This is a genomic window from Achromobacter sp. ES-001 (assembly GCF_019448355.1).
In the GTDB taxonomy this organism is placed as follows: domain Bacteria; phylum Pseudomonadota; class Gammaproteobacteria; order Burkholderiales; family Burkholderiaceae_B; genus Achromobacter; species Achromobacter spanius_B.
The window spans coordinates 2,033,452-2,052,381 of the sequence record NZ_CP079940.1 but is presented as its reverse complement, the minus strand read 5'-3'; the positions used below and the strand labels follow the sequence as shown (position 1 = coordinate 2,052,381).

Annotated in this window: 16 protein-coding genes; 1 reads left to right on the top strand and 15 read right to left on the bottom strand. The window is 62.5% G+C overall.

Annotated elements, in window-relative coordinates:
• The 15 genes from KYT87_RS09175 to ndk all read right to left on the bottom strand — a co-directional run bounded on the left by KYT87_RS09175 (nt 1) and on the right by ndk (nt 15,610).
• Nucleotides 1–1,296 carry an adenylosuccinate synthase gene (locus KYT87_RS09175; protein ID WP_162941177.1) on the bottom strand — a complete coding sequence of 432 codons (1,296 nt, stop codon included), beginning with the start codon at nt 1,294–1,296 and terminating at the stop codon, nt 1–3.
• Between the two features lie 76 nt (nt 1,297–1,372).
• Nucleotides 1,373–2,530, bottom strand: coding sequence for an ATP phosphoribosyltransferase regulatory subunit (locus KYT87_RS09170; protein WP_046803675.1), 1,158 nt, complete (start codon nt 2,528–2,530; stop codon nt 1,373–1,375).
• A 278-nt stretch (nt 2,531–2,808) separates the two neighbouring features.
• The gene (hflC, locus tag KYT87_RS09165) at nt 2,809–3,711 is read right to left on the bottom strand and encodes a protease modulator HflC (RefSeq protein ID WP_046803676.1); all 903 of its coding nucleotides are present in this window, start codon (nt 3,709–3,711) and stop codon (nt 2,809–2,811) included.
• Between the two features lie 18 nt (nt 3,712–3,729).
• Nucleotides 3,730–5,034 (bottom strand): FtsH protease activity modulator HflK, encoded by a 1,305-nt coding sequence (gene hflK / locus KYT87_RS09160; RefSeq protein ID WP_046803677.1) that lies wholly within the window; start codon nt 5,032–5,034, stop codon nt 3,730–3,732.
• Nucleotides 5,000–6,106 (bottom strand): GTPase HflX, encoded by a 1,107-nt coding sequence (gene hflX / locus KYT87_RS09155; protein WP_046803678.1) that lies wholly within the window; start codon nt 6,104–6,106, stop codon nt 5,000–5,002. The genes hflK and hflX overlap by 35 nt, the downstream gene beginning before the upstream one ends.
• A gap of 84 nt (nt 6,107–6,190) precedes the next feature.
• A complete protein-coding gene (hfq, locus tag KYT87_RS09150; RefSeq protein ID WP_006218585.1) occupies nt 6,191–6,427 on the bottom strand; it encodes an RNA chaperone Hfq in 237 nt (78 codons plus the stop codon).
• A gap of 158 nt (nt 6,428–6,585) precedes the next feature.
• Nucleotides 6,586–7,659, bottom strand: a complete 1,074-nt coding sequence (gene hisC, locus KYT87_RS09145; protein WP_219992045.1) for a histidinol-phosphate transaminase — start codon at nt 7,657–7,659, stop codon at nt 6,586–6,588.
• A gap of 3 nt (nt 7,660–7,662) precedes the next feature.
• Nucleotides 7,663–9,021 (bottom strand): ribosome biogenesis GTPase Der, encoded by a 1,359-nt coding sequence (der, locus tag KYT87_RS09140; protein WP_046803680.1) that lies wholly within the window; start codon nt 9,019–9,021, stop codon nt 7,663–7,665.
• Nucleotides 9,022–9,047: 26 nt separating this feature from the next.
• Nucleotides 9,048–10,205 (bottom strand): outer membrane protein assembly factor BamB, encoded by a 1,158-nt coding sequence (gene bamB / locus KYT87_RS09135; RefSeq protein ID WP_046803681.1) that lies wholly within the window; start codon nt 10,203–10,205, stop codon nt 9,048–9,050.
• 5 nt (nt 10,206–10,210) lie between these two features.
• A complete protein-coding gene (locus KYT87_RS09130) occupies nt 10,211–10,849 on the bottom strand; it encodes a tetratricopeptide repeat protein (RefSeq protein WP_046803682.1) in 639 nt (212 codons plus the stop codon).
• 3 nt (nt 10,850–10,852) lie between these two features.
• Complete coding sequence (gene hisS / locus KYT87_RS09125; protein WP_219992618.1) at nt 10,853–12,139, bottom strand: histidine--tRNA ligase; 1,287 nt, start codon at nt 12,137–12,139, stop codon at nt 10,853–10,855.
• Between the two features lie 55 nt (nt 12,140–12,194).
• Entirely contained in the window at nt 12,195–13,481 is a 1,287-nt protein-coding gene (gene ispG, locus KYT87_RS09120; RefSeq protein ID WP_046803684.1) for a flavodoxin-dependent (E)-4-hydroxy-3-methylbut-2-enyl-diphosphate synthase, read from the bottom strand.
• A gap of 13 nt (nt 13,482–13,494) precedes the next feature.
• The gene (locus tag KYT87_RS09115) at nt 13,495–13,989 is read right to left on the bottom strand and encodes a helix-turn-helix transcriptional regulator (protein ID WP_046803685.1); all 495 of its coding nucleotides are present in this window, start codon (nt 13,987–13,989) and stop codon (nt 13,495–13,497) included.
• Entirely contained in the window at nt 13,986–15,140 is a 1,155-nt protein-coding gene (gene rlmN / locus KYT87_RS09110; protein WP_219992044.1) for a 23S rRNA (adenine(2503)-C(2))-methyltransferase RlmN, read from the bottom strand. Before rlmN ends, KYT87_RS09115 begins: the two co-directional genes overlap by 4 nt.
• Nucleotides 15,141–15,184: 44 nt before the next feature.
• Nucleotides 15,185–15,610, bottom strand: a complete 426-nt coding sequence (ndk, locus tag KYT87_RS09105) for a nucleoside-diphosphate kinase (protein ID WP_006218576.1) — start codon at nt 15,608–15,610, stop codon at nt 15,185–15,187.
• A 405-nt stretch (nt 15,611–16,015) separates the two neighbouring features.
• Between ndk and KYT87_RS09100 the strand changes: the two genes are divergently transcribed.
• Nucleotides 16,016–18,910, top strand: a complete 2,895-nt coding sequence (locus tag KYT87_RS09100; protein ID WP_219992043.1) for a valine--tRNA ligase — start codon at nt 16,016–16,018, stop codon at nt 18,908–18,910.
• Nucleotides 18,911–18,930 lie beyond the last annotated feature (20 nt).

The window sequence follows — 18,930 nt, the reverse complement described above, 5'->3', positions numbered from 1 at the left end:
TCAGCCCTTCAGGGGATGACGCAGGACAATGGTTTCATTGCGATCCGGACCGGTCGACACGAGGTCGATCGGCACGCCGCAAACTTCGGCAACGCGCTCCAGGTAGCGACGGGCCGCGGCGGGCAGCTTGTCGTACTCGGTGATGCCAACGGTGGACTCGGACCAGCCCGGCAATTCTTCCAGCACCGGCTGCGCTTGCGCAACGGCGTGCGCGCCGTAAGGCAGCACATCACGGAATTCACCGTTGACGCGGTAGCCGACGCCCAGTTGGATCGTTTCCAGGCCATCCAGCACGTCCAGCTTGGTGATGCACAGGCCGGAAATGCCATTCAGGCGAACCGAGCGCTTCAGCGCAGCACCGTCGAACCAGCCGCAACGACGCGGACGGCCGGTGACCGATCCGAATTCCTTGCCGATGGTTGCCAGACGCGTGCCGATTTCGTCGACCAGTTCCGTGGGGAACGGGCCCGAACCCACACGGGTGGTGTAGGCCTTGGTGATGCCCAACACGTAATCCAGCTGCTGCGGACCCACACCCGCACCCGCCGACGCCGCGCCAGCCACGCAATTGCTGCTGGTGACGAAGGGGTACGTACCGTGGTCGACGTCCAGCAACGCGCCTTGCGCGCCCTCGAACAGGATGCGCTTGCCTTCCTGCTGCATGGCATACAGGTTGCTGGACACGTCCTTGACCATGGGAGCAATGGCCGGAGCCAGGGCCATGGCCTGATCGCGCACTTCATCAGCGGAAACCGCTTCGGCGCCCAGGTACTTGGTCAACACGAAGTTGTGGTAATCCAGGACTTCGGCCAGCTTCTCGTCAAACAGCGACGGGTTGAACAGATCCTGCACGCGCAGCGCGCGGCGGGCAACCTTGTCCTCGTACGCCGGACCGATGCCACGACCGGTCGTACCGATCTTGCCTTCGCCCTTGCGCGCTTCGCGCGCCTTGTCGATGGCCACGTGATAAGGAAGGATCAGCGGGCAGATTTCGGAAATCTGCAGGCGCGAGCGCACATCCAGACCGGCGGCTTCCAGCTCTTCGATTTCCTTGAGCAGGGCTTCCGGGGACAGCACGACGCCATTGCCGATAAAGCAGGTGACACCGGGATGCATGATGCCCGACGGGATCAGGCGAAGAATCGTCTTCTTGCCGTTGATCCACAGCGTATGGCCGGCGTTGTGACCGCCTTGGAAGCGGACCACGCCTTGGACGGATTCCGCCAGCCAATCGACGATCTTGCCTTTGCCCTCGTCACCCCATTGGGTGCCGATTACGACTACGTTCTTGCTCATGTTACGAATCAATATCGAGTTTCTCGGGAAATCCGGAAATCTCCCCGCGGCCCTCTCGTTTCCAAGAGGGAGTTAGTCACAGCGTTCTGACCGTCCAGGCACCATCTTGCAGCGCCAGCTCGCGATCGCAAACGAATTCGTCCTGATCCTGCTCGTGACCGGGCAATACCTGAACGACAATTTCCCCTGACCGGCGCAGACGGCGAACCGCCTCGGTCAAGGCGGGGGCCTGCCCCCAGGGCGCGCGAACCGCACGCGCCCGCTCTGCTGGCGGCAAACCCGCCGCCAGTTTGCGTAAATCCAGACTGAAGCCCGTGGCGGGACGGGCGCGGCCGAATGCTCGGCTGACATCGTCATAGCGTCCGCCGCTGACCAGCGCGTCGTGCCACCCTTCGGCGTACAGCGCGAACTTGACGCCGGAGTGGTAGCCATAGCCGCCCACATCAGCCAGGTCGACGCCGAATGCCACGTTGGGCATCGCATCCACCAGAGCCTGCAGCGCATCCAACGCCGCCGCCACGCCAGGCAACAAAGGCAAGTCACGACGTGCGTTCTTCAGCACTTCGGGGCCACCATACAAATTTGGCAGCAACTTCAGCGCATTCAGCGTTTCTTCGCGCATGCCGGGCGCCTTTTCGGCCAGTTCACCCAGCCCTGGCACGTCTTTCTCGCGCAGCAGACGGATGACATCTTCGGCCAAAGCGACGGCGGCAGGATCGGATTCGACGATGGCGCGCACCACACCCGGATGGCACAAGTCCAGACGGGGATTGCGCACGCCGGCGATTGCCACCGTTTCCAACACGAGCTGGATAATTTCCAGATCGGCTTCAAACCCAGCATGGCCGTAAATCTCGGCGCCGATCTGCAGAAGCTCGCGGCTGGACAGAAGGTCCGCCGGGCGAGCGTGCAGCACGTTGCCGCAATAGCACAGGCGCGTCACGCCGGCACGGTTCAACAAGTGCGCATCAATGCGCGTGACCTGAGGAGTCATGTCGGCCCGTACACCCAGCGTGCGACCCGTCAGCTGGTCAACCAGCTTGCACGTGCGCAGATCCAGATCGCTACCGGTGCCGGACAGCAATGAATCGATGTATTCGACCAGGGGCGGCGCGACCAGCTCGAAGCCGTATGTACGGTACAAATCGAGAAGTTCGCGGCGCAATTCCTCGATGCGCCGGGCCTCTGCCGGAAGTACGTCGGCAAGGCTCTCGGGCAGCAACCAGTTACCCATGAATGTTTACCTGAATAACGCCAAGTGATGCGTGGGCGTCGCCCAAACGAAAAAGCGGCTGAGGGGGCGTAAGCCCGCTCAGCCGCTGCGGAATGTTTTCTAGCTTACGCGGTATTGTACATGAGTCGGCCGGCAGCGCCAGCCGGGATTATCAGGGCCGAAAGAGCCGTCCCCGCTTGTTCGAACAAGCGCCGCAGCCCAGCCCTCAAGGTCTCTTGCAGCAATAAAAAACCCCTTGGACTTCCAAGGGGTTTTCAGTGTGCAAGGCGCGTGGCGACTTACTTGGCGGGCACGGTGACCGGCGCCAATGCTTCGCCCGCCGGGTCCTTCATGAACTGGAAGAAGCTGGAGCTGGGGTCGACCACCAGCACGTCGCCCGGCTTCGAGAACGAAGCGCGGTAAGCCTCCAAGCTCTTGTAGTACGTGTAGAACTGCGGATTCTTGCCGTAAGCCTGGGCATAGATCGAAGCGGCGGCAGCGTCGCCTTCACCCATGATGCCCTGCGCCGTGGCGTAAGCCTGAGCCACAATCACTTCGCGCTGGCGATCCGCTTCGGCGCGGATCTTCTCGCCCTCGGCGGCACCAATGGAACGCAGCTCGTTGGCGACGCGCGTACGCTCCGCTTCCATGCGGCGGTACACCGATTCCGAAATCTCGGGCGCGAATTCAATGCGGCGCAGACGCACGTCGACGATTTGCACGCCCAGGGGCTCGGCGCGCTTAGCCACGTTGGTCAGGATCTCGGCCATGATCTTGTCGCGTTCGGTCGAAACCACGTCACGCACGGTACGCACGTTGACCGAAGCGTTCAAGGCGTCGCGGATCAGCGCTTGCAGGCGCTCTTGTGCGACGCGCTCGTTGCCACCCGTCGAAACGTAGTATTGGCGGGGGTCCGCAATACGCCATTTCACGTAGGAATCGATCAGCAGGTTCTTCTTTTCAGAAGTCTGGATGCGTTCGGCTTCGTTGGTTTCGATGGTCAGAATGCGCTTGTCCAGCGTCACCACGTTCTGGAACGGCGGCGGCGCCTTGAAGTACAGGCCGGGTTCATTAATGGTCTTGCGCACTTCACCCAGTGAGAACACCAGGGCGTAGTCGCGCTCGCGCACGACGAAGACGCATGACGACAGGGCAGCCAGCACGATAAGCAGGCCGACCAGGATGGGCATAAAACGTTGCATGATCAGAAATCCTCCGGGTTAGCGCGACGTGCGGTCGCGGGGCAGCGTGTTGCTATTGCTGCTGCCGGAAGACTGGGGCGCCGGCGCCGCGTTGCTACGCAACGGCGGTTGGACTGGCGGGCTGATCAACGCAGGCGAACCCGGGTTGCCGACGCTGGACTTGCTGGCGTCCTGGGCAGCCAGATGCATGATTTTGTCCAAAGGCAAATACAACATGTTGTTGTTGCTCTTGGTGTCGACCATAACCTTGCTGGCGCGCGTGAAGATGTCTTGCATGCTTTCCAGGTACATACGCTGGCGCATGACTTGCGGCGCCTTTTCGTATTCGCCCAGGATGCTGGTGAAGCGCGAGCTATTACCCTGCGCATCGCCCACCACCTTGGCCTTGTAGCCCTCAGCCTGCTCGGTCATGCGCGATGCCTGGCCGCTGGCCAATGGCACGACCTGGTTGGCGTAGGCCTGGCCTTCGTTGATCTGGCGTTCGCGGTCTTGACCAGCCTTGACGGCGTCGTCGAAGGCGGCTTGCACCTGTTCGGGCGGCTGCACGTTCTGGATGGCAACGGTGCTGACCTGCACACCGCTTTGATAGCGATCCAGGATTTGCTGCATCAAGGCCTGCACTTGCGTGGCGACAGCGGTACGGCCTTCGTACAGGACGAAGTCCATCGACTGCTTGCCCACGACTTCGCGCATCGCCGTTTCAGAGGCCTGGCGGACGGATTCGTCCGGGTCGCGCGTCTTGAAGAGATAGTCAGGGCCACCGTCGGCACGCAGGCGGTATTGCACGACGAACTGCATATCGACGATGTTCTCGTCCGTCGTGAGCATCAGCGCTTCAGGCAGGACCTTATTGCGCGAACCGCCACGGAAACCGACTTCGAACGTGCGCAGTTGCGACACGTTGACGATTTCCTGGCTTTGAATGGGGTACGGCAAGCGCCACTGGAAGCCAGCTTGCGACGTGCTCTTGTACTTGCCGAACTGGGTCACAACCGCGACCTGGCCTTCTTGCACGATGTAGAAGCCACTGGCCAGCCAGATACCCGCCGCGACCAGGGCGATGACGCCCAGGCCGATGCGCGTACCGCGCGGCGATGGCGGCGTCATGCCGCCTCGGTTACCGGGGCGGTTGTTGCCACCGCCACCGCCCTTGCGACCGAACAAGGAGCCGATGCGATTATTGAAATCGCGCCAGACTTCGTCCAGGTCAGGTGGGCCGTCTCCATTGCCTTGAGGCCGCTTCGGCGGCGGCTCGGAGCCATTGTTGTTCCCACGACCCCAACCGGGGTCATTCAGATTGAAGAGTTTGATAATTCGCGGCATTGTTTCCCACAATCTGTCCGGTCTCCGCAATTGCCCCGCGCAACGCATCCAGACCGGCGCGCTCGGTGGCGCTTACAAATACTCGCGCAATCGTACCATGTGCATCGCGCTCCACCCGGGGTTCCAAACCCGCCCGGTCAATCTTGTTGTATACCAGAATGGTCGGAATTGCGGAGGCTCCGATTTCGGCAAGAACCTTGTTGACTTCAAATATCTGTTCGTCGCGCTGCGGGCTGGCGGCGTCGACCACATGCAGCAGCAGATCGGCGTGAACAGTCTCTTCGAGTGTTGCGCGGAACGCGGCGATCAGGCCGTGAGGCAGGTCGCGGATGAACCCGACGGTGTCTGACACCACCACCGAGCCGGCTCCATCGATCCAGATACGACGCGTGGTCGTGTCCAGCGTGGCGAACAGCTGGTCGGCGGCGTAGCTGTCAGCACGCGTCAGCGCATTGAACAGCGTGGACTTGCCGGCGTTGGTGTACCCCACCAGCGACACCGACAGCGCACCGCCCCTGGCCCGGGCGCGCCGTTGCGTCACCCGCTGGCGCTCGACACGATCGAGCCGCTCGCGCAGCGTCTTGACCTTGGCGCCGATCATGCGGCGATCCATTTCAAGCTGCGATTCGCCCGGACCGCGCATCCCGATACCGCCGCGTTGACGCTCCAGGTGGCTCCACATGCGGGTCAACCGCGTGGCCAGATGCTGCAACTGCGCCAACTCGACCTGCAATTTGCCTTCGTGGCTTTTTGCGCGCAGCGCGAAAATGTCCAGAATGAGGGCCACGCGATCCACCACACGCAGATTGAAAGCGCGTTCAAGGTTGCGTTGCTGAGCTGGCGACAAAGGTTGGTCGAAAAGAACGATATCAGCCAGCAAGGCTTGCGCCATCGCCACGGCTTCGTCCGCTTTGCCCGAGCCGATGAAGAACTTGGCGTCGGGGCGATCGCGCCGAGCAGTCAGCGTACCGACGACTTCCGCGCCCGCACCCTTGGCCAGCATGGTGAATTCTTCGGCGTGGGCAGCGTGGTCCGGGTCACCCAGATCCACGCTGATAATCAGAGCGCGCATACATGCACCATATTGGAGCCAAAGCGAAAATGCCCGCCGACGTCAACCGTCAGGCGGGCAAAAAAAGGTACAGCTGGAGCGAGATTATTCAGCAGGGACTTCCACCTGAAAGTTGACGGCGCGCGCGGGAACGACGGTGGAAATGGCATGCTTGTAAACCATTTGCGTAACCGTATTGCGCAGCAGCACCACGTACTGATCAAAAGATTCGATTTGCCCTTGAAGCTTGATGCCGTTTACCAAGTAGATCGACACGGGCACATGATCCTTGCGCAGCGTGTTCAGAAACGGATCTTGCAGAGTTTGCCCTTTATTGCTCATTGGCCAGGCTCCATTTGTTTGTTATTGAGTGATGATGTGCTTTCTTGTGCTGGTGGAGCACACCGAAACATGTACTCTACAGGGTTTTCCCGGCCCGTGCTACTTGGCCAGGAAGCAAAAGTGACACCAGAAATTTCAAGCTGAAATGCCCCTGAAGATCACGCTTTCAGGACCTCTTCAAGCGCCTTCAAAAGCAGGTTGACCTGCTCGTCAGTGCCCACAGTGATGCGCAAAAACTGATCGATGCGAGCATGACGAAAATGACGCACGATGATGCTGCGCTCGCGCAAGGCGGCGGCCAGGCCCGCAGCGTCTTTTGAAGAATGCCGCGCGAACACGAAATTCGCGGCCGACGGCAAAACGTCAAAGTCCAACGCCTGCAAGCCCGCCGTCATCCGCGACCGGGTTTCGATCACGGCTTGGCGAGTCTTGTCAAAGTACTCTGTATCCTCCAATGCCGCTACTGCGCCGGCCGACGCCAGGCGATCTATCGGGTAGGAGTTGAAACTGTTCTTTACGCGCTCAAGGCCATCGATGAGTTCGGCGCTGCCCACGGCAAAACCAACGCGCAACCCTGCCAGCGAGCGCGACTTGGACAGCGTCTGCACGACCAGCAGGTTGTCATAGCGGGCCACCAGGCCCACCGCGGATTCCCCGCCGAAGTCCACATAGGCCTCGTCCACCACCACAACCGACTCCGGGTTGCCGGCCACGATGCGTTCAACATCGGCTAGGCCCAGCGCCCGGCCGGTCGGCGCATTGGGATTGGGGAAGATGATGGCGCCTGCCTGCCCGTTTGCACCCGGCAGGTAGTCGTCGACATTGATGGAAAAGTCCGCCGCCAGCGGCACCGTTTCGTACTCGATACCGTACAAGCCGCAGTAGACCGGATAGAAGCTGTAGGTGATGTCGGGAAAGCGCAGCGGCTTGTCGTGCTTGAGCAGCGCAAGAAATGCGTGCGCCAGCACCTCGTCGGATCCATTGCCGACGAAGACCTGGTCGGCTTGCACGCCGACGGTGGTCGCGATTGCCTGGCGCAGCCGGTCCGAAGCCGGATCCGGATACAGCTTTAGCGTGTCGTCGGCGGCCGCGCGGATGGCCTCGAGCACCTTGGGCGACGGCCCGTACGGGTGCTCGTTGGTATTCAGCTTGACCAGGTTCTGAAGCTTGGGCTGCTCGCCCGGGACATACGGACTGAGCGTCCCGACCACGGGACTCCAGAAACGGCTCATGGATCAGCTTTCCTGCGCGTAGGGGTTGTGCGACGACTTGAATTCGATGCGCAGCGGCGTGCCGGCCAGATCGAACGCATTGCGGAAACGCGTTTCCAGATAGCGGCGATACGAATCGGGGATGGCATCCAGCGCGTTGCCGTGAATGACGACCAGCGGCGGGTTCTGCCCCCCTTGGTGCGCGTAGCGCATCTTGGGGCGGAAGATACCCTTGCGCGGCGGCTGTTGCTGTTCGATAGCGGCCTGAAGCTCACGCGTCAGCTTCGGCGTGGACAGCTTGGCGAACGCCGCGGCGTGCGCCGAGTTGATGGACTTGAGCAACGGCTTGATGCCCTGGCCACGCAGCGCCGAGATGGTATGCATGCGCGCGAACGACAGGAACCGCAGCTTGCGTTGAAACTCGCGTTCGATGCGTTCCTTTTCCTCGCCGTCCAGGCCGTCCCATTTATTGATGGCGACCACCACGGCACGACCCGTTTCCAGCACGAAGCCCGCAATGTGGGCGTCCTGCTCGGAAATTTCGGTGTGCGCGTCCAGCATCAGCAACACGACGTTGCTGGCCTCGATGGCCTGCAACGTCTTGATGACCGAGAACTTCTCGACAGCCTCAAAGACCTTGCCGCGCTTGCGCAGGCCGGCCGTGTCGATCAGCGTGTAGCGGCGGCCATCGCGATCGAAGTCGATCTCGATGGCGTCGCGCGTCGTACCGGGCAAGTCGAACGCAATGACGCGCTCTTCGCCCATCAGCGTATTGATAAGCGTCGACTTGCCCACGTTGGGACGACCGACGATGGCCAGCTTGATGCGGTGATCGTGCTCGCCCTCGCCTTCTTCGAACGCCTCGTCTTCGGCCGGCGGTTCGGCCAGGTCCTTCAGGGCCAGTTCGATCAGGTCGACGATGCCGTCACCGTGCGCTGCCGAAATCGGAAAGGGTTGGCCCAAGCCAAGTTCGTGGAATTCGGCAATGGCGGGGCCCAAGCCCATGCCTTCGGCCTTGTTCACCGCCAGCAGCACGCGCTGCTGGCCAGACTTGCGCAGCAGTTGGGCGATCTGGTGGTCGTGGGCGTTCAGGCCGGCGCGAGCGTCCACCAGGAACACCACGACGTCAGCCTCGGCGATGGCCTGCCGGGTCTGGCGCGCCATCTCCAGCAGGATCCCGTCCTTGGCGACGGGTTCGAAACCACCGGTATCGATAGCGATGAACGGGATCTCGCCTACCCTGCCCTCACCGTAATGGCGGTCGCGGGTCAGGCCGGAAAAATCGGCCACCAGCGCGGCGCGCGATCGCGTCAGGCGGTTGAAAAGGGTCGACTTCCCCACATTGGGGCGACCGACCAGGGCAACGACAGGCTTGAAAGACACGGTGTAAGGCTTTGTTCTATAGGTTTTTAGTTGGCGCCGATCATGACGAGATTGCCATTGCCCGTCTGGACCAGCACACCTTGGGGGGTGGTTTGCGGCGGCGAAACGACGGCGCCTCCACCCACGGACAGCCGGGCCATCAGGCTGCCATCACTACGCGACAGAAAGTGCAGATAACCTTCCAGGTCGCCCACGGCAAGCGCGCCGCCCAGCATGGCCGGGGCGGTCAGCTGGCGATTCTTCAGCGCCGCTTGCTTCCACACATTGCCGCCATTATCCAGCGCAAACGCGTTGACAACGCTATTTTGATCTGCCGAATAGGCAAAACGGTCATCCAGCGTCATGCCGCTGACGCTGGAGAAATCCTTGGCCCACAACGGACGGCCGCCGGCGGTCACGTCAAAGCAGACGATACGCCCTTGGTAGGCGACTGCGCAAAGCAGGTTGCCCGTGATACGCGGCGTGCCGACGACGTCGGTCAGGCGTTCAAGGTCGCTGGCGCCGCGCGGCGTAGCCACGGTGCCTTCCCATTGCACGTTGCCGCTGTCGGACGCGATTGCCATCAGCTTGCCGCCAGGCAGGCCAGTGATCACCAGGCCTTCGGCCAGGACCATTTGCGACACGCTGCGCAAGGCAAGCGACGGACCGGGGCGTTGCACGTTCCAGACGCGTTCGCCGCTATTGGCGTCGAACGCCTGAATGCGGTAGTCGCCGCTGCGCACGACGACAATGCCATAGCCCACCACCGGCGGGATCGTGACGTCGCTGGTCGCGCGGACCTTCCACTTGACCTTGCCGGTGTCGTCGAACGCGATCACGTCGCCATCGGGCGAGGCGACCGCGGTCGTGGTGCCGTCGCTGCCGGCACCGGCGGACAGCTTGCCTTCGGTCTTGGCCTTCCACAACGGGCGGCCACTTTGCAGGTCGAACTTGCCGACCGAGCCATCCGGCGTGGCGGCGTAGACGGCCGTGCCCAGCACCGTGGGCGCAAAGCCAAGGCCCGAGCCGCTACCGATCGACGTGGACCAGATCTGGCGCACGGACATGCCGGCCTTGTATTCGGTCAGCGGGGCGGGATCGTATCGGCCGTCATCGTGGGAGAACAAACCGCAGCCGCCCAGGGCAAGCAAGCTTGCCAGGCAGACCGCGCCACGCCACGTACGACCAGGTGCAAATTTACGCATTACAGTTACGCTCCGCTCAGGGCATCCAGTTTCAATTGCACAACCTGGGTCAGCGGATTCGCCGTGCCCAAGCCATCAATGGCGCTTTGCCAGGCCGCACGCGCTTCATCGCGCTTGCCTTGCGCCGCGAGGATATCGCCACGACGGTCAGCAAACAAGGCGGCAAAGGCAGCCGGCGGATTGTTCAATTGCGCAAGCGCTGCATCAAACTGCTTTTGATCCAGCAGCATGCCGGCCAGACGCAGACGGGCCACGGCCTGCATTGACGGATTCTTGCCTTGCGCCGCCAGCCATTCCAGCTGCTCACGCGCGCCGGCTTCGTCCTTCTGGGCTTGCAGGGCCTGAGCCGCCACCAGGGCGCCGCGCGCGGCATAGCCGGTGGCTGGGTACTGCTCGCGCAGCGTGGCGGCCGCCGTCTTGATGCGCACCGCCGAATCGGCGCCGCCCAGGCGTGCCGCATCTTCCAGCGCTTCGAAGTAGCCCATGGCCTGGTTGGCACGGTGCGATTCATAGGCCTTCCAGCCCCACCAACCGCCCCAGGCCAGCGCCACCACCGCAAACAGCGTCACGACCAGCGTGCCGTATCGAGCCCACCACGCCTTGATGGCGTCCAGCTTTTCCTGTTCTTCGAGATCGTATGCCATGCCTTAACCCTTGTTGTTCAGTACCGCAGCCAGATCCGCAAGCGGGACCTGCTGCTGCGCCGCGTCGCCTTGGGCATCCGCACGCAAATATTTGACGCTGGCGGTCTGCGATGCGACTTCGTCGGCGCCAAGAATAACCGCAACGCGGGCGCCACTGGCATCAGCGCGCTTGAATTGCGACTTGAAGCCGGCCGAACCGGCATGCACGATCACGGACAGGCCGGCATCGCGCAGCGACTCCCCCACACGGGCCGCCAGGCGCTGCGCGTCTTCGCCCTGATGCACCACGTACACGTCGCATTCGGCAGGGGCGTCCAACTGAACGCTCTGTTCCCAGAGGTCCAGCAGGCGTTCCATGCCGATGGCAAAGCCGACTGCGGGAGCGGGCTTGCCGCCCAGCAGTTCAATCAAACCGTCGTAACGACCACCGCCGCACACCGTGCCCTGGGAGCCGAGGCGATCGGTGACCCACTCGAACACGGTCAGGTTGTAGTAGTCCAGCCCGCGCACCAGGCGCGGATTCAGGCTGTATTCAATGCCGGCTTCCGTCAAGCGCTGGCAAACGCCTTCGAAGTGCGCGCGCGATTCGTCGCCCAGGAAATCGAACAGGCGCGGCGCGCTGTTGGCCATTTCCTGCATGGTCGGATTCTTCGTATCCAGCACGCGCAGCGGGTTCGTGTACAAGCGGCGCTGGCCGTCTTCGTCCAGAATGTCGCGGTGCTTTTCCAGGTGCTCGATCAGCGCGGCGCGGTGCGCGGCGCGTTCGGCGGGCTGACCCAGCGAATTGAGTTCAAGGCGCACGTCCTTCAGACCCAGCAGCTTCCACAGGCGGGCCAGCATGACGATAAGTTCGGCATCCACGTCGGGGCCGACAAAGCCCAGGGCTTCGACGTCGATCTGGTGGAACTGGCGGTAACGGCCGCGCTGCGGGCGTTCGTGGCGGAAAACCGGGCCGATCGAATAAACGCGTTGCGGGCGGTCATAGAGCAGGTTGTGCTCGATGGAGGCGCGCACGATGCCGGCCGTCATTTCAGGGCGCATCGTCAGCGACTCGCCATTCAGCGCATCGGTGAACGTGTACATCTCTTTTTCGACGATGTCGGTCACTTCGCCGATGCCGCGCGTGAACAGGCGCGTATGCTCAAGCACGGGCGTACGCACGTTGCGATAGCCGTAGCCGCGCAGCCAGCCGCGCACGATTTCCTCGAATTGTTCCCAGCGGGCGCTCGGCCCGGGCAACACGTCATTCATGCCGCGTATGGCGGCGACTTTCTGGAAAGCTTGAGTCATCTTGATCATGCCGCATCACGCGCCTGCCGGCGCGTTTGCGGCTACACCCTTTCTTTTAATGAGAGGCGAGCACGCCGTAACGGCGCGCCACGTAGTCTTCGACGATGGCCTGAAACTCTTCGGCGATATGGTCGCCTTTGAGGGTGACCGTGCGTTCGCCATCCACGAATACCGGCGCCGCGGGCACTTCGCCCGTTCCCGGCAGACTGATACCGATATCGGCATGGCGGCTTTCGCCCGGCCCATTGACCACACAGCCCATGACCGCGACGTTCATGCTTTCGACGCCCGGATATTGCGACTTCCAGACCGGCATCTGACGACGCAGGTAGGACTGGATGCTGTCGGCAAGTTCCTGGAAGAACGTGCTGCTGGTGCGGCCACAGCCGGGGCATGCGACCACCATGGGGGTGAACGCGCGCAGGCCCATGGTCTGCAGGATTTCTTGCGCCACGATGGCTTCGCGGCTGCGGTCGCCGCCGGGTTCCGGCGTCAACGAAATGCGGATGGTGTCGCCAATGCCTTGCTGCAGCAGCACGGCCAGCGCGGCGGTGGAGGCCACGATGCCCTTGCTGCCCATGCCGGCTTCGGTCAGGCCCAGGTGCAGCGGATAATCGCAGCGGGCGGACAGGTCGCGGTAAACGGCAATCAAGTCCTGGACATGGCTGACCTTGCACGACAGGATGATCGCATCGCGGCGCAAGCCCAATTCCTCGGCACGCTGGGCATTGCTGATGGCCGACACGACCAGCGCGTCACGCATCACGGCCTGGGCCTCCCAGGGTTGCGCGCGACGGCTGTTTTCGTCCATCTTGCGCGCCATCAGTTCGTGATCCAGGCTGCCCCAGTTCACGCCGATGCGCACCGGCTTGTCGTAACGGCAAGCCACTTCGATCATCTGCGCGAAGTTGTCGTCGCGTCGCTTGCCGCCACCCATGTTGCCGGGGTTGATCCGGTACTTGGACAGCGCTTGCGCGCATTCCGGGAACTGCGTCAGCAGCTTGTGGCCGTTGTAATGGAAGTCGCCGACCAGCGGCACGTTCACGCCCATGCGGTCCAGCTGTTCGCGGATGGCGACCACTTCGCGGGCCGCCTCGGGCGTGTTGACGGTGATACGCACCAGCTCGGAACCGGCCTGCGCCAGTTCCTTGACCTGGATCGCCGTGGCGATGGCGTCGGCGGTATCGGTGTTGGTCATGGACTGCACCACGACCGGGGCATCGCCGCCAACCATGACGACGCGATCACCCCACTTCACCGCCACCGAACGGGTGGCGCGGCGCATGGCGGCCCCCACAGAGGGAGGCGGCGCATCGTGGCAAGGCAGAGAGGAATCTTGCATCGGTGGAACCGGTTTACTTGGTGGGCTTGGGCAGCCAGTCGAACGGCAGCCACTGCTGCGGCAACCAGCCTTGCCAGAAGGCGTACGCCACGCCGGCGGCCAGCACCAGCACAATGGCGATCAACCAGCCCCAGGACGTGGACGACGAACGCTCGTCGTCAGCACTGGATTGGGGAATGGAATGCGCCGAATGCAGGGCGCCCGGGCTCAGCTTGACGGGGCCGGTAACGCGGGCCTTCGGGTCAAGCGAGTCGACGATGGCCTGGGAATCGGCACCCAGCAAACGCGCATAGTTGCGGACCAGCCCGCGCAGGGAAACGCCGGTAGGCAAGTCTGCCCACGCTTCGTTTTCAAGGGCTTCGATCTGCTTCGTGGAGAACTTGATCCGGCTGGACACCTCGTCCAGGGACCAACCCTTGGACTGTCGCAGCGCGCGCAATGCCGAGCCGATATTGCCCGCGGAACCGGCGGGCGTTTCAGAAACTGCAGAAGCGAATTCCTGCGTCATGCATGCACCTGTTTAATTGGTATGGTCTGGCGCTGTGCGGCGTTGCGCTCGGTAATCCGAGTGCGATCGCGCACTTCTCCGGCCAATTGACCACAAGCTGCATCGATGTCGTCGCCCCGGGTCTTGCGCACGGTCGTGATGATGCCGGCGTCCATCAGCCGCTGCGCAAATACCTTCACGCGGGCGGAGTTGGAACGCTTCAGGCCCGACTCGGGGAAGGGGTTGAACGGAATCAGATTGAGCTTGCAGCGCAGCTGGCGTGCAATTTGGATCAGTTCCTTGGCGTGCTGGTCGGTATCGTTGATGCCGTCCAGCATGCAGTATTCAAAGGTGATGAAGTCACGGGGCGCAAACGCCAGATAGCGCTCGCAAGCCGCCAGCAACTCTTTCAGCGGGTACTTCTTGTTCAGCGGCACCAGTTCGTCGCGCAGCGCATCGTTGGGCGCGTGCAGCGACACCGCCAGCGCCACCGGACAGTCTTGCGACAGGCGGTCCATCATGGGGACCACGCCCGAGGAGGAAACCGTGACGCGGCGACGCGACAGGCCGTAGGCGTTGTCGTCCAGCATCAGGCGCAGCGCCGGCAGGACCTGGTCGTAATTAAGCAAGGGTTCGCCCATGCCCATCATGACCACGTTGCTGATGACGCGCGTATCTTCGGTAGCCTTGGCGCTTTCCAGGCGGGCGGTGCCGATATCGGCTTCCAGCACACGCTTGGCCCACCACAGCTGGCCGATGATTTCGCTGGTTTTCAGGTTGCGGTTAAAGCCCTGATGCCCGGTCGAGCAAAAGCGGCAATTGACCACGCAGCCGGCCTGGCTGGAAATACATAGGGTGCCGCGATCGTCTTCGGGGATGAAGACGGTTTCGATGGCATTGCCCTGCCCCACGTCGAACAGCCACTTGCGCGTGCCGTCGGTCGAGCGTTGCTCGATATTGACGGGCAAGGCCTCGATACGGCAGTTGGACGCGAGCTGGCTGCGGAATTCGCGAGCCAGGTCGGTCATGGCGTCGAACGAATCGGCGCCGCGCTGGTGCATCCAGCGCTGCAGCTGGCGGGCGCGAAACGGCTTGCCGCCCCACTGCCCGACAAGTTCGGACAGGGCGGAGCCATCCAGCCCCAGCAGATTGATTCGTTCGACGGATTCCATGACCTGGGTAACGCTAAAAAACTAATTCAGTGCTTACGCGAAAATCAACGGCTGTGGATGTTGATTTCGGGGAAGAAGAAAGCGACTTCAACGGCAGCCGTTTCCGGAGCGTCGGAGCCGTGCACGGCGTTGGCGTCGATGCTGTCGGCGAAGTCGGCGCGGATGGTGCCGGCTTCAGCCTTCTTCGGGTCCGTGGCGCCCATCAGGTCGCGGTTCTTCTGGATGGCATCTTCACCTTCCAGCACTTGCACGAACACGGGGCCCGAGATCATGAAATCGACCAGGTCCTTGAAGAAGGGGCGTTCCTTGTGCACGGCGTAGAAACGCTCGGCATCGGCGCGCGACAGTTGCGCCAGGCGGGCAGCGATGACCTTCAGGCCGGCTTGCTCGAAGCGGCCGACGATCTGGCCGATGACGTTCTTGGCGACGGCGTCGGGCTTGATGATCGAGAGGGTGCGTTGGATGGACATTAGGAACTCCGAAAGCTGATTTCTGACTGGTTTCTGATGAATTGCCTGGCGTGGCTCTGCACTTGTCGGTGTCACCCTTGAAGTGTCATCGCGCGATGGGCGCGCGGGCGGTCCGGCGTGTTTGAACGATGTCGTTGAACATTCCGGGCCGGCCCGAACCGCTTGCCAAGGCAGGGATTCGACACTGGCCACCGATCGGACGTGCCGTGGATTCTTACCGAGGATACCGAAACGGGAGCTTTTAAGCGCACATTTCTGAAGGAATCCTCAATGAATTCAGGGACTTCTAAAAGGTTTACAGTAACCCGGTATTCTAACACGCTGAGAAGACCGCATTACATCTTAAAATGAGCGGTTTGCTGCCCGTATCCCTACGCCGGGCGCCCTGTCTGCCGGAACCCTGTAATGACTCAAGCTGCTCCCCCCACCGCCGCGAACCCCGCGAGCGACGCCCCGGAACTCTCCAAGAGCTTCGAACCTTCTGAACTGGAATCGCGCTGGTACGCCGAATGGGAAAAGCGCGGATATTTCACGGCGGGTCAGCACGTAAAAACGGGGACAGAAAGCCAGCCCTATGTCATCCAGTTCCCGCCGCCCAACGTCACGGGCACGCTGCACATGGGCCATGCGTTCAACCAGACCATCATGGACGGGCTGGTGCGGTATCGCCGCATGTCCGGCGACGACACGGTGTTCATTCCCGGCACCGACCACGCCGGCATCGCCACGCAGATCGTTGTTGAAAGACAGCTGGATGCCCAGAAGATTTCGCGCCATGACCTCGGCCGCGAAAAATTCGTGGAAAAAGTCTGGGAATGGAAGGAAAAGTCGGGCAACGCCATTACCGAACAGGTGCGTCGCCTGGGCGCCTCGGCTGACTGGCCGCGCGAGTATTTCACCATGGACGACCGCATGTCGCGAGGCGTGGTCGAGACCTTCGTGCGCCTGCATAAACAGGGCCTGATCTACCGGGGCAAGCGCCTGGTCAACTGGGACCCGAAACTGCTGACCGCCGTGTCCGACCTGGAAGTGCAGTCCGAAGAGACCGAGGGCCACATGTGGCACATCCTCTATCCCTTCGTGGACGGCCCGCAAACCATCGTCGACAAAGACGGCCAGACCGTCACGCTGCGCGGCATGACCATCGCCACGACCCGCCCGGAAACGATGCTGGCCGACGGCGCGCTGTGCGTGCACCCGGACGACCCGCGCTACCAGCACCTGGTCGGCAAGGAAGTCGAGCTGCCGCTGTGCGACCGCAACATCCCGATCATCGCCGACGATTTCGTTGACCCGGAATTCGGCACGGGCTGCGTGAAGATCACCGGCGCGCACGACTTCAACGACTATGCCTGCGCGATGCGCCACGATCTTCCCTTGATCGTGATCTTCACGCTGGACGCGCACATCAACGAAAACGGCCCCAAGCAGTTCCAGGGCCTGGAACGCTACGAAGCCCGCAAGGCAGTCGTTGCGCAGCTGGATGCCGAAGGTTATCTGGTCAAGGTCGAACCGCACAAAATGATGCAGCCCAAGGGCGACCGCACCGGCGTCGTCCTGGAACCCATGCTGACCGACCAATGGTTCGTGGCCATGAGCAAGCCCGCGCCCGAAGGCACGCTGAACCCGGGCAAGAGCATCACCGAAGTGGCCCTTGAAGTGGTGGCCGATGGCCGCATCAAGTTCTACCCGGACAACTGGACCACCATCTACAACCAGTGGCTGAACAACATCCAGGACTGGTGCATCTCGCGCCAGCTGTGGTGGGGCCACCAGATTCCGGCGTGGTATTCGGAAGACGGCCAGATCTTCGTTGCACACGACGAAGCCGGCGCCATCGAGCAGGCACGCGCCGCAGGCGTCACAGGCGATCTCAAGCGCGATCCTGACGTGCTGGACACCTGGTTCTCGTCGGGCCTGGTGCCCTTCACGACGCTGGGCTGGCCTGAAAAAACGCCCGACCTGGAACGCTACCTGCCGTCCAGCGTGCTGGTTACCGGCTTCGACATCATTTTCTTCTGGGTCGCGCGCATGGTCATGCTGACCACGCACATGACGGGCCAGATTCCGTTCAAGCACGTCTATGTGCACGGCCTGATCCGCGATGCCGACGGCCAGAAGATGAGCAAGTCCAAGGGCAACACGCTGGACCCGGTCGACCTGATCGACGGCATCGACCTGGACGGTCTGGTCACCAAGCGTACCTACGGCCTGATGAACCCCAAGCAGGCCGGCGCCATCGAAAAGGCAACGCGCCGCCAGTACCCGGACGGCATTCCGGCGTTCGGCACCGACGCGCTGCGCTTCACGATGGCCGCCTACGCCACGCTGGGCCGCAACATCAATTTCGACCTGAAGCGTTGCGAGGGGTATCGCAACTTCTGCAACAAGCTGTGGAACGCCACGCGCTTCGTGCTGATGAACACCGAAGGCCATGACCTGACGGGTTCCGACGCGGGCGAAACCTCGTTTGTCGACCGCTGGATCATCAGCCAGATGCAAACGCTGGAAGCCGACGTGGCGCGCGGCTTTGCCGACTACCGCTTCGACAATATCGCCAACTCGCTGTACCGCTTTGTCTGGGACGAATACTGCGACTGGTACCTGGAACTGGCCAAGGTCCAGATCCAGACCGGCACGCCGGCCCAGCAACTGGGTACGCGCCGCACGCTGATCCGTGTGCTGGAATGCGTGTTGCGCCTGGCCCATCCGATCATTCCGTTCATCACCGAAGAGCTGTGGCAGAAGGTGTCGGTGGTGGCGGGCAAGCGCAAGGAAGGCGTTGCCGACAGCGTCAGCGTGCAGCCGTATCCGCAAGCCAATCTGGCTGCCGTGGACGCCGCGGCCGAAGCCGACGTGGCCGAGCTGAAGGCGCAGGTCGAGGCCGTGCGCGCATTGCGCGGCGAAATGAACCTGTCGCCCGCCCAGAAGGTGCCGCTGTGCGCCCAGGGCGATGCGCCCGTGCTCAAGCGCAACGCGCCTTACCTTGCCGCGCTGGCCAAGCTGAGCCAGGTGGACGTGCTGGACACCCTGCCCGACGCCGGCGCACCGGTCCAGGTGGTGGGTGCCAGCCGCCTGATGCTGCACGTTGAGATCGACGTGGCCGCCGAACGCATCCGTCTGGACAAGGAAATCGCGCGTCTGGAAGGCGAGATCGCCAAGGCCAACGGCAAGTTGTCCAACGCCAGCTTTGTCGAACGCGCACCCGCAGCCGTTGTCGAGCAGGAAAAGGCGCGCATGGCGCAGTTTGGCGAAACCCTGCAAAAGGTGCGCGAACAGCGTGCCAAGCTGGCGGACTGAACCTGATCGGTTCTGGCCAA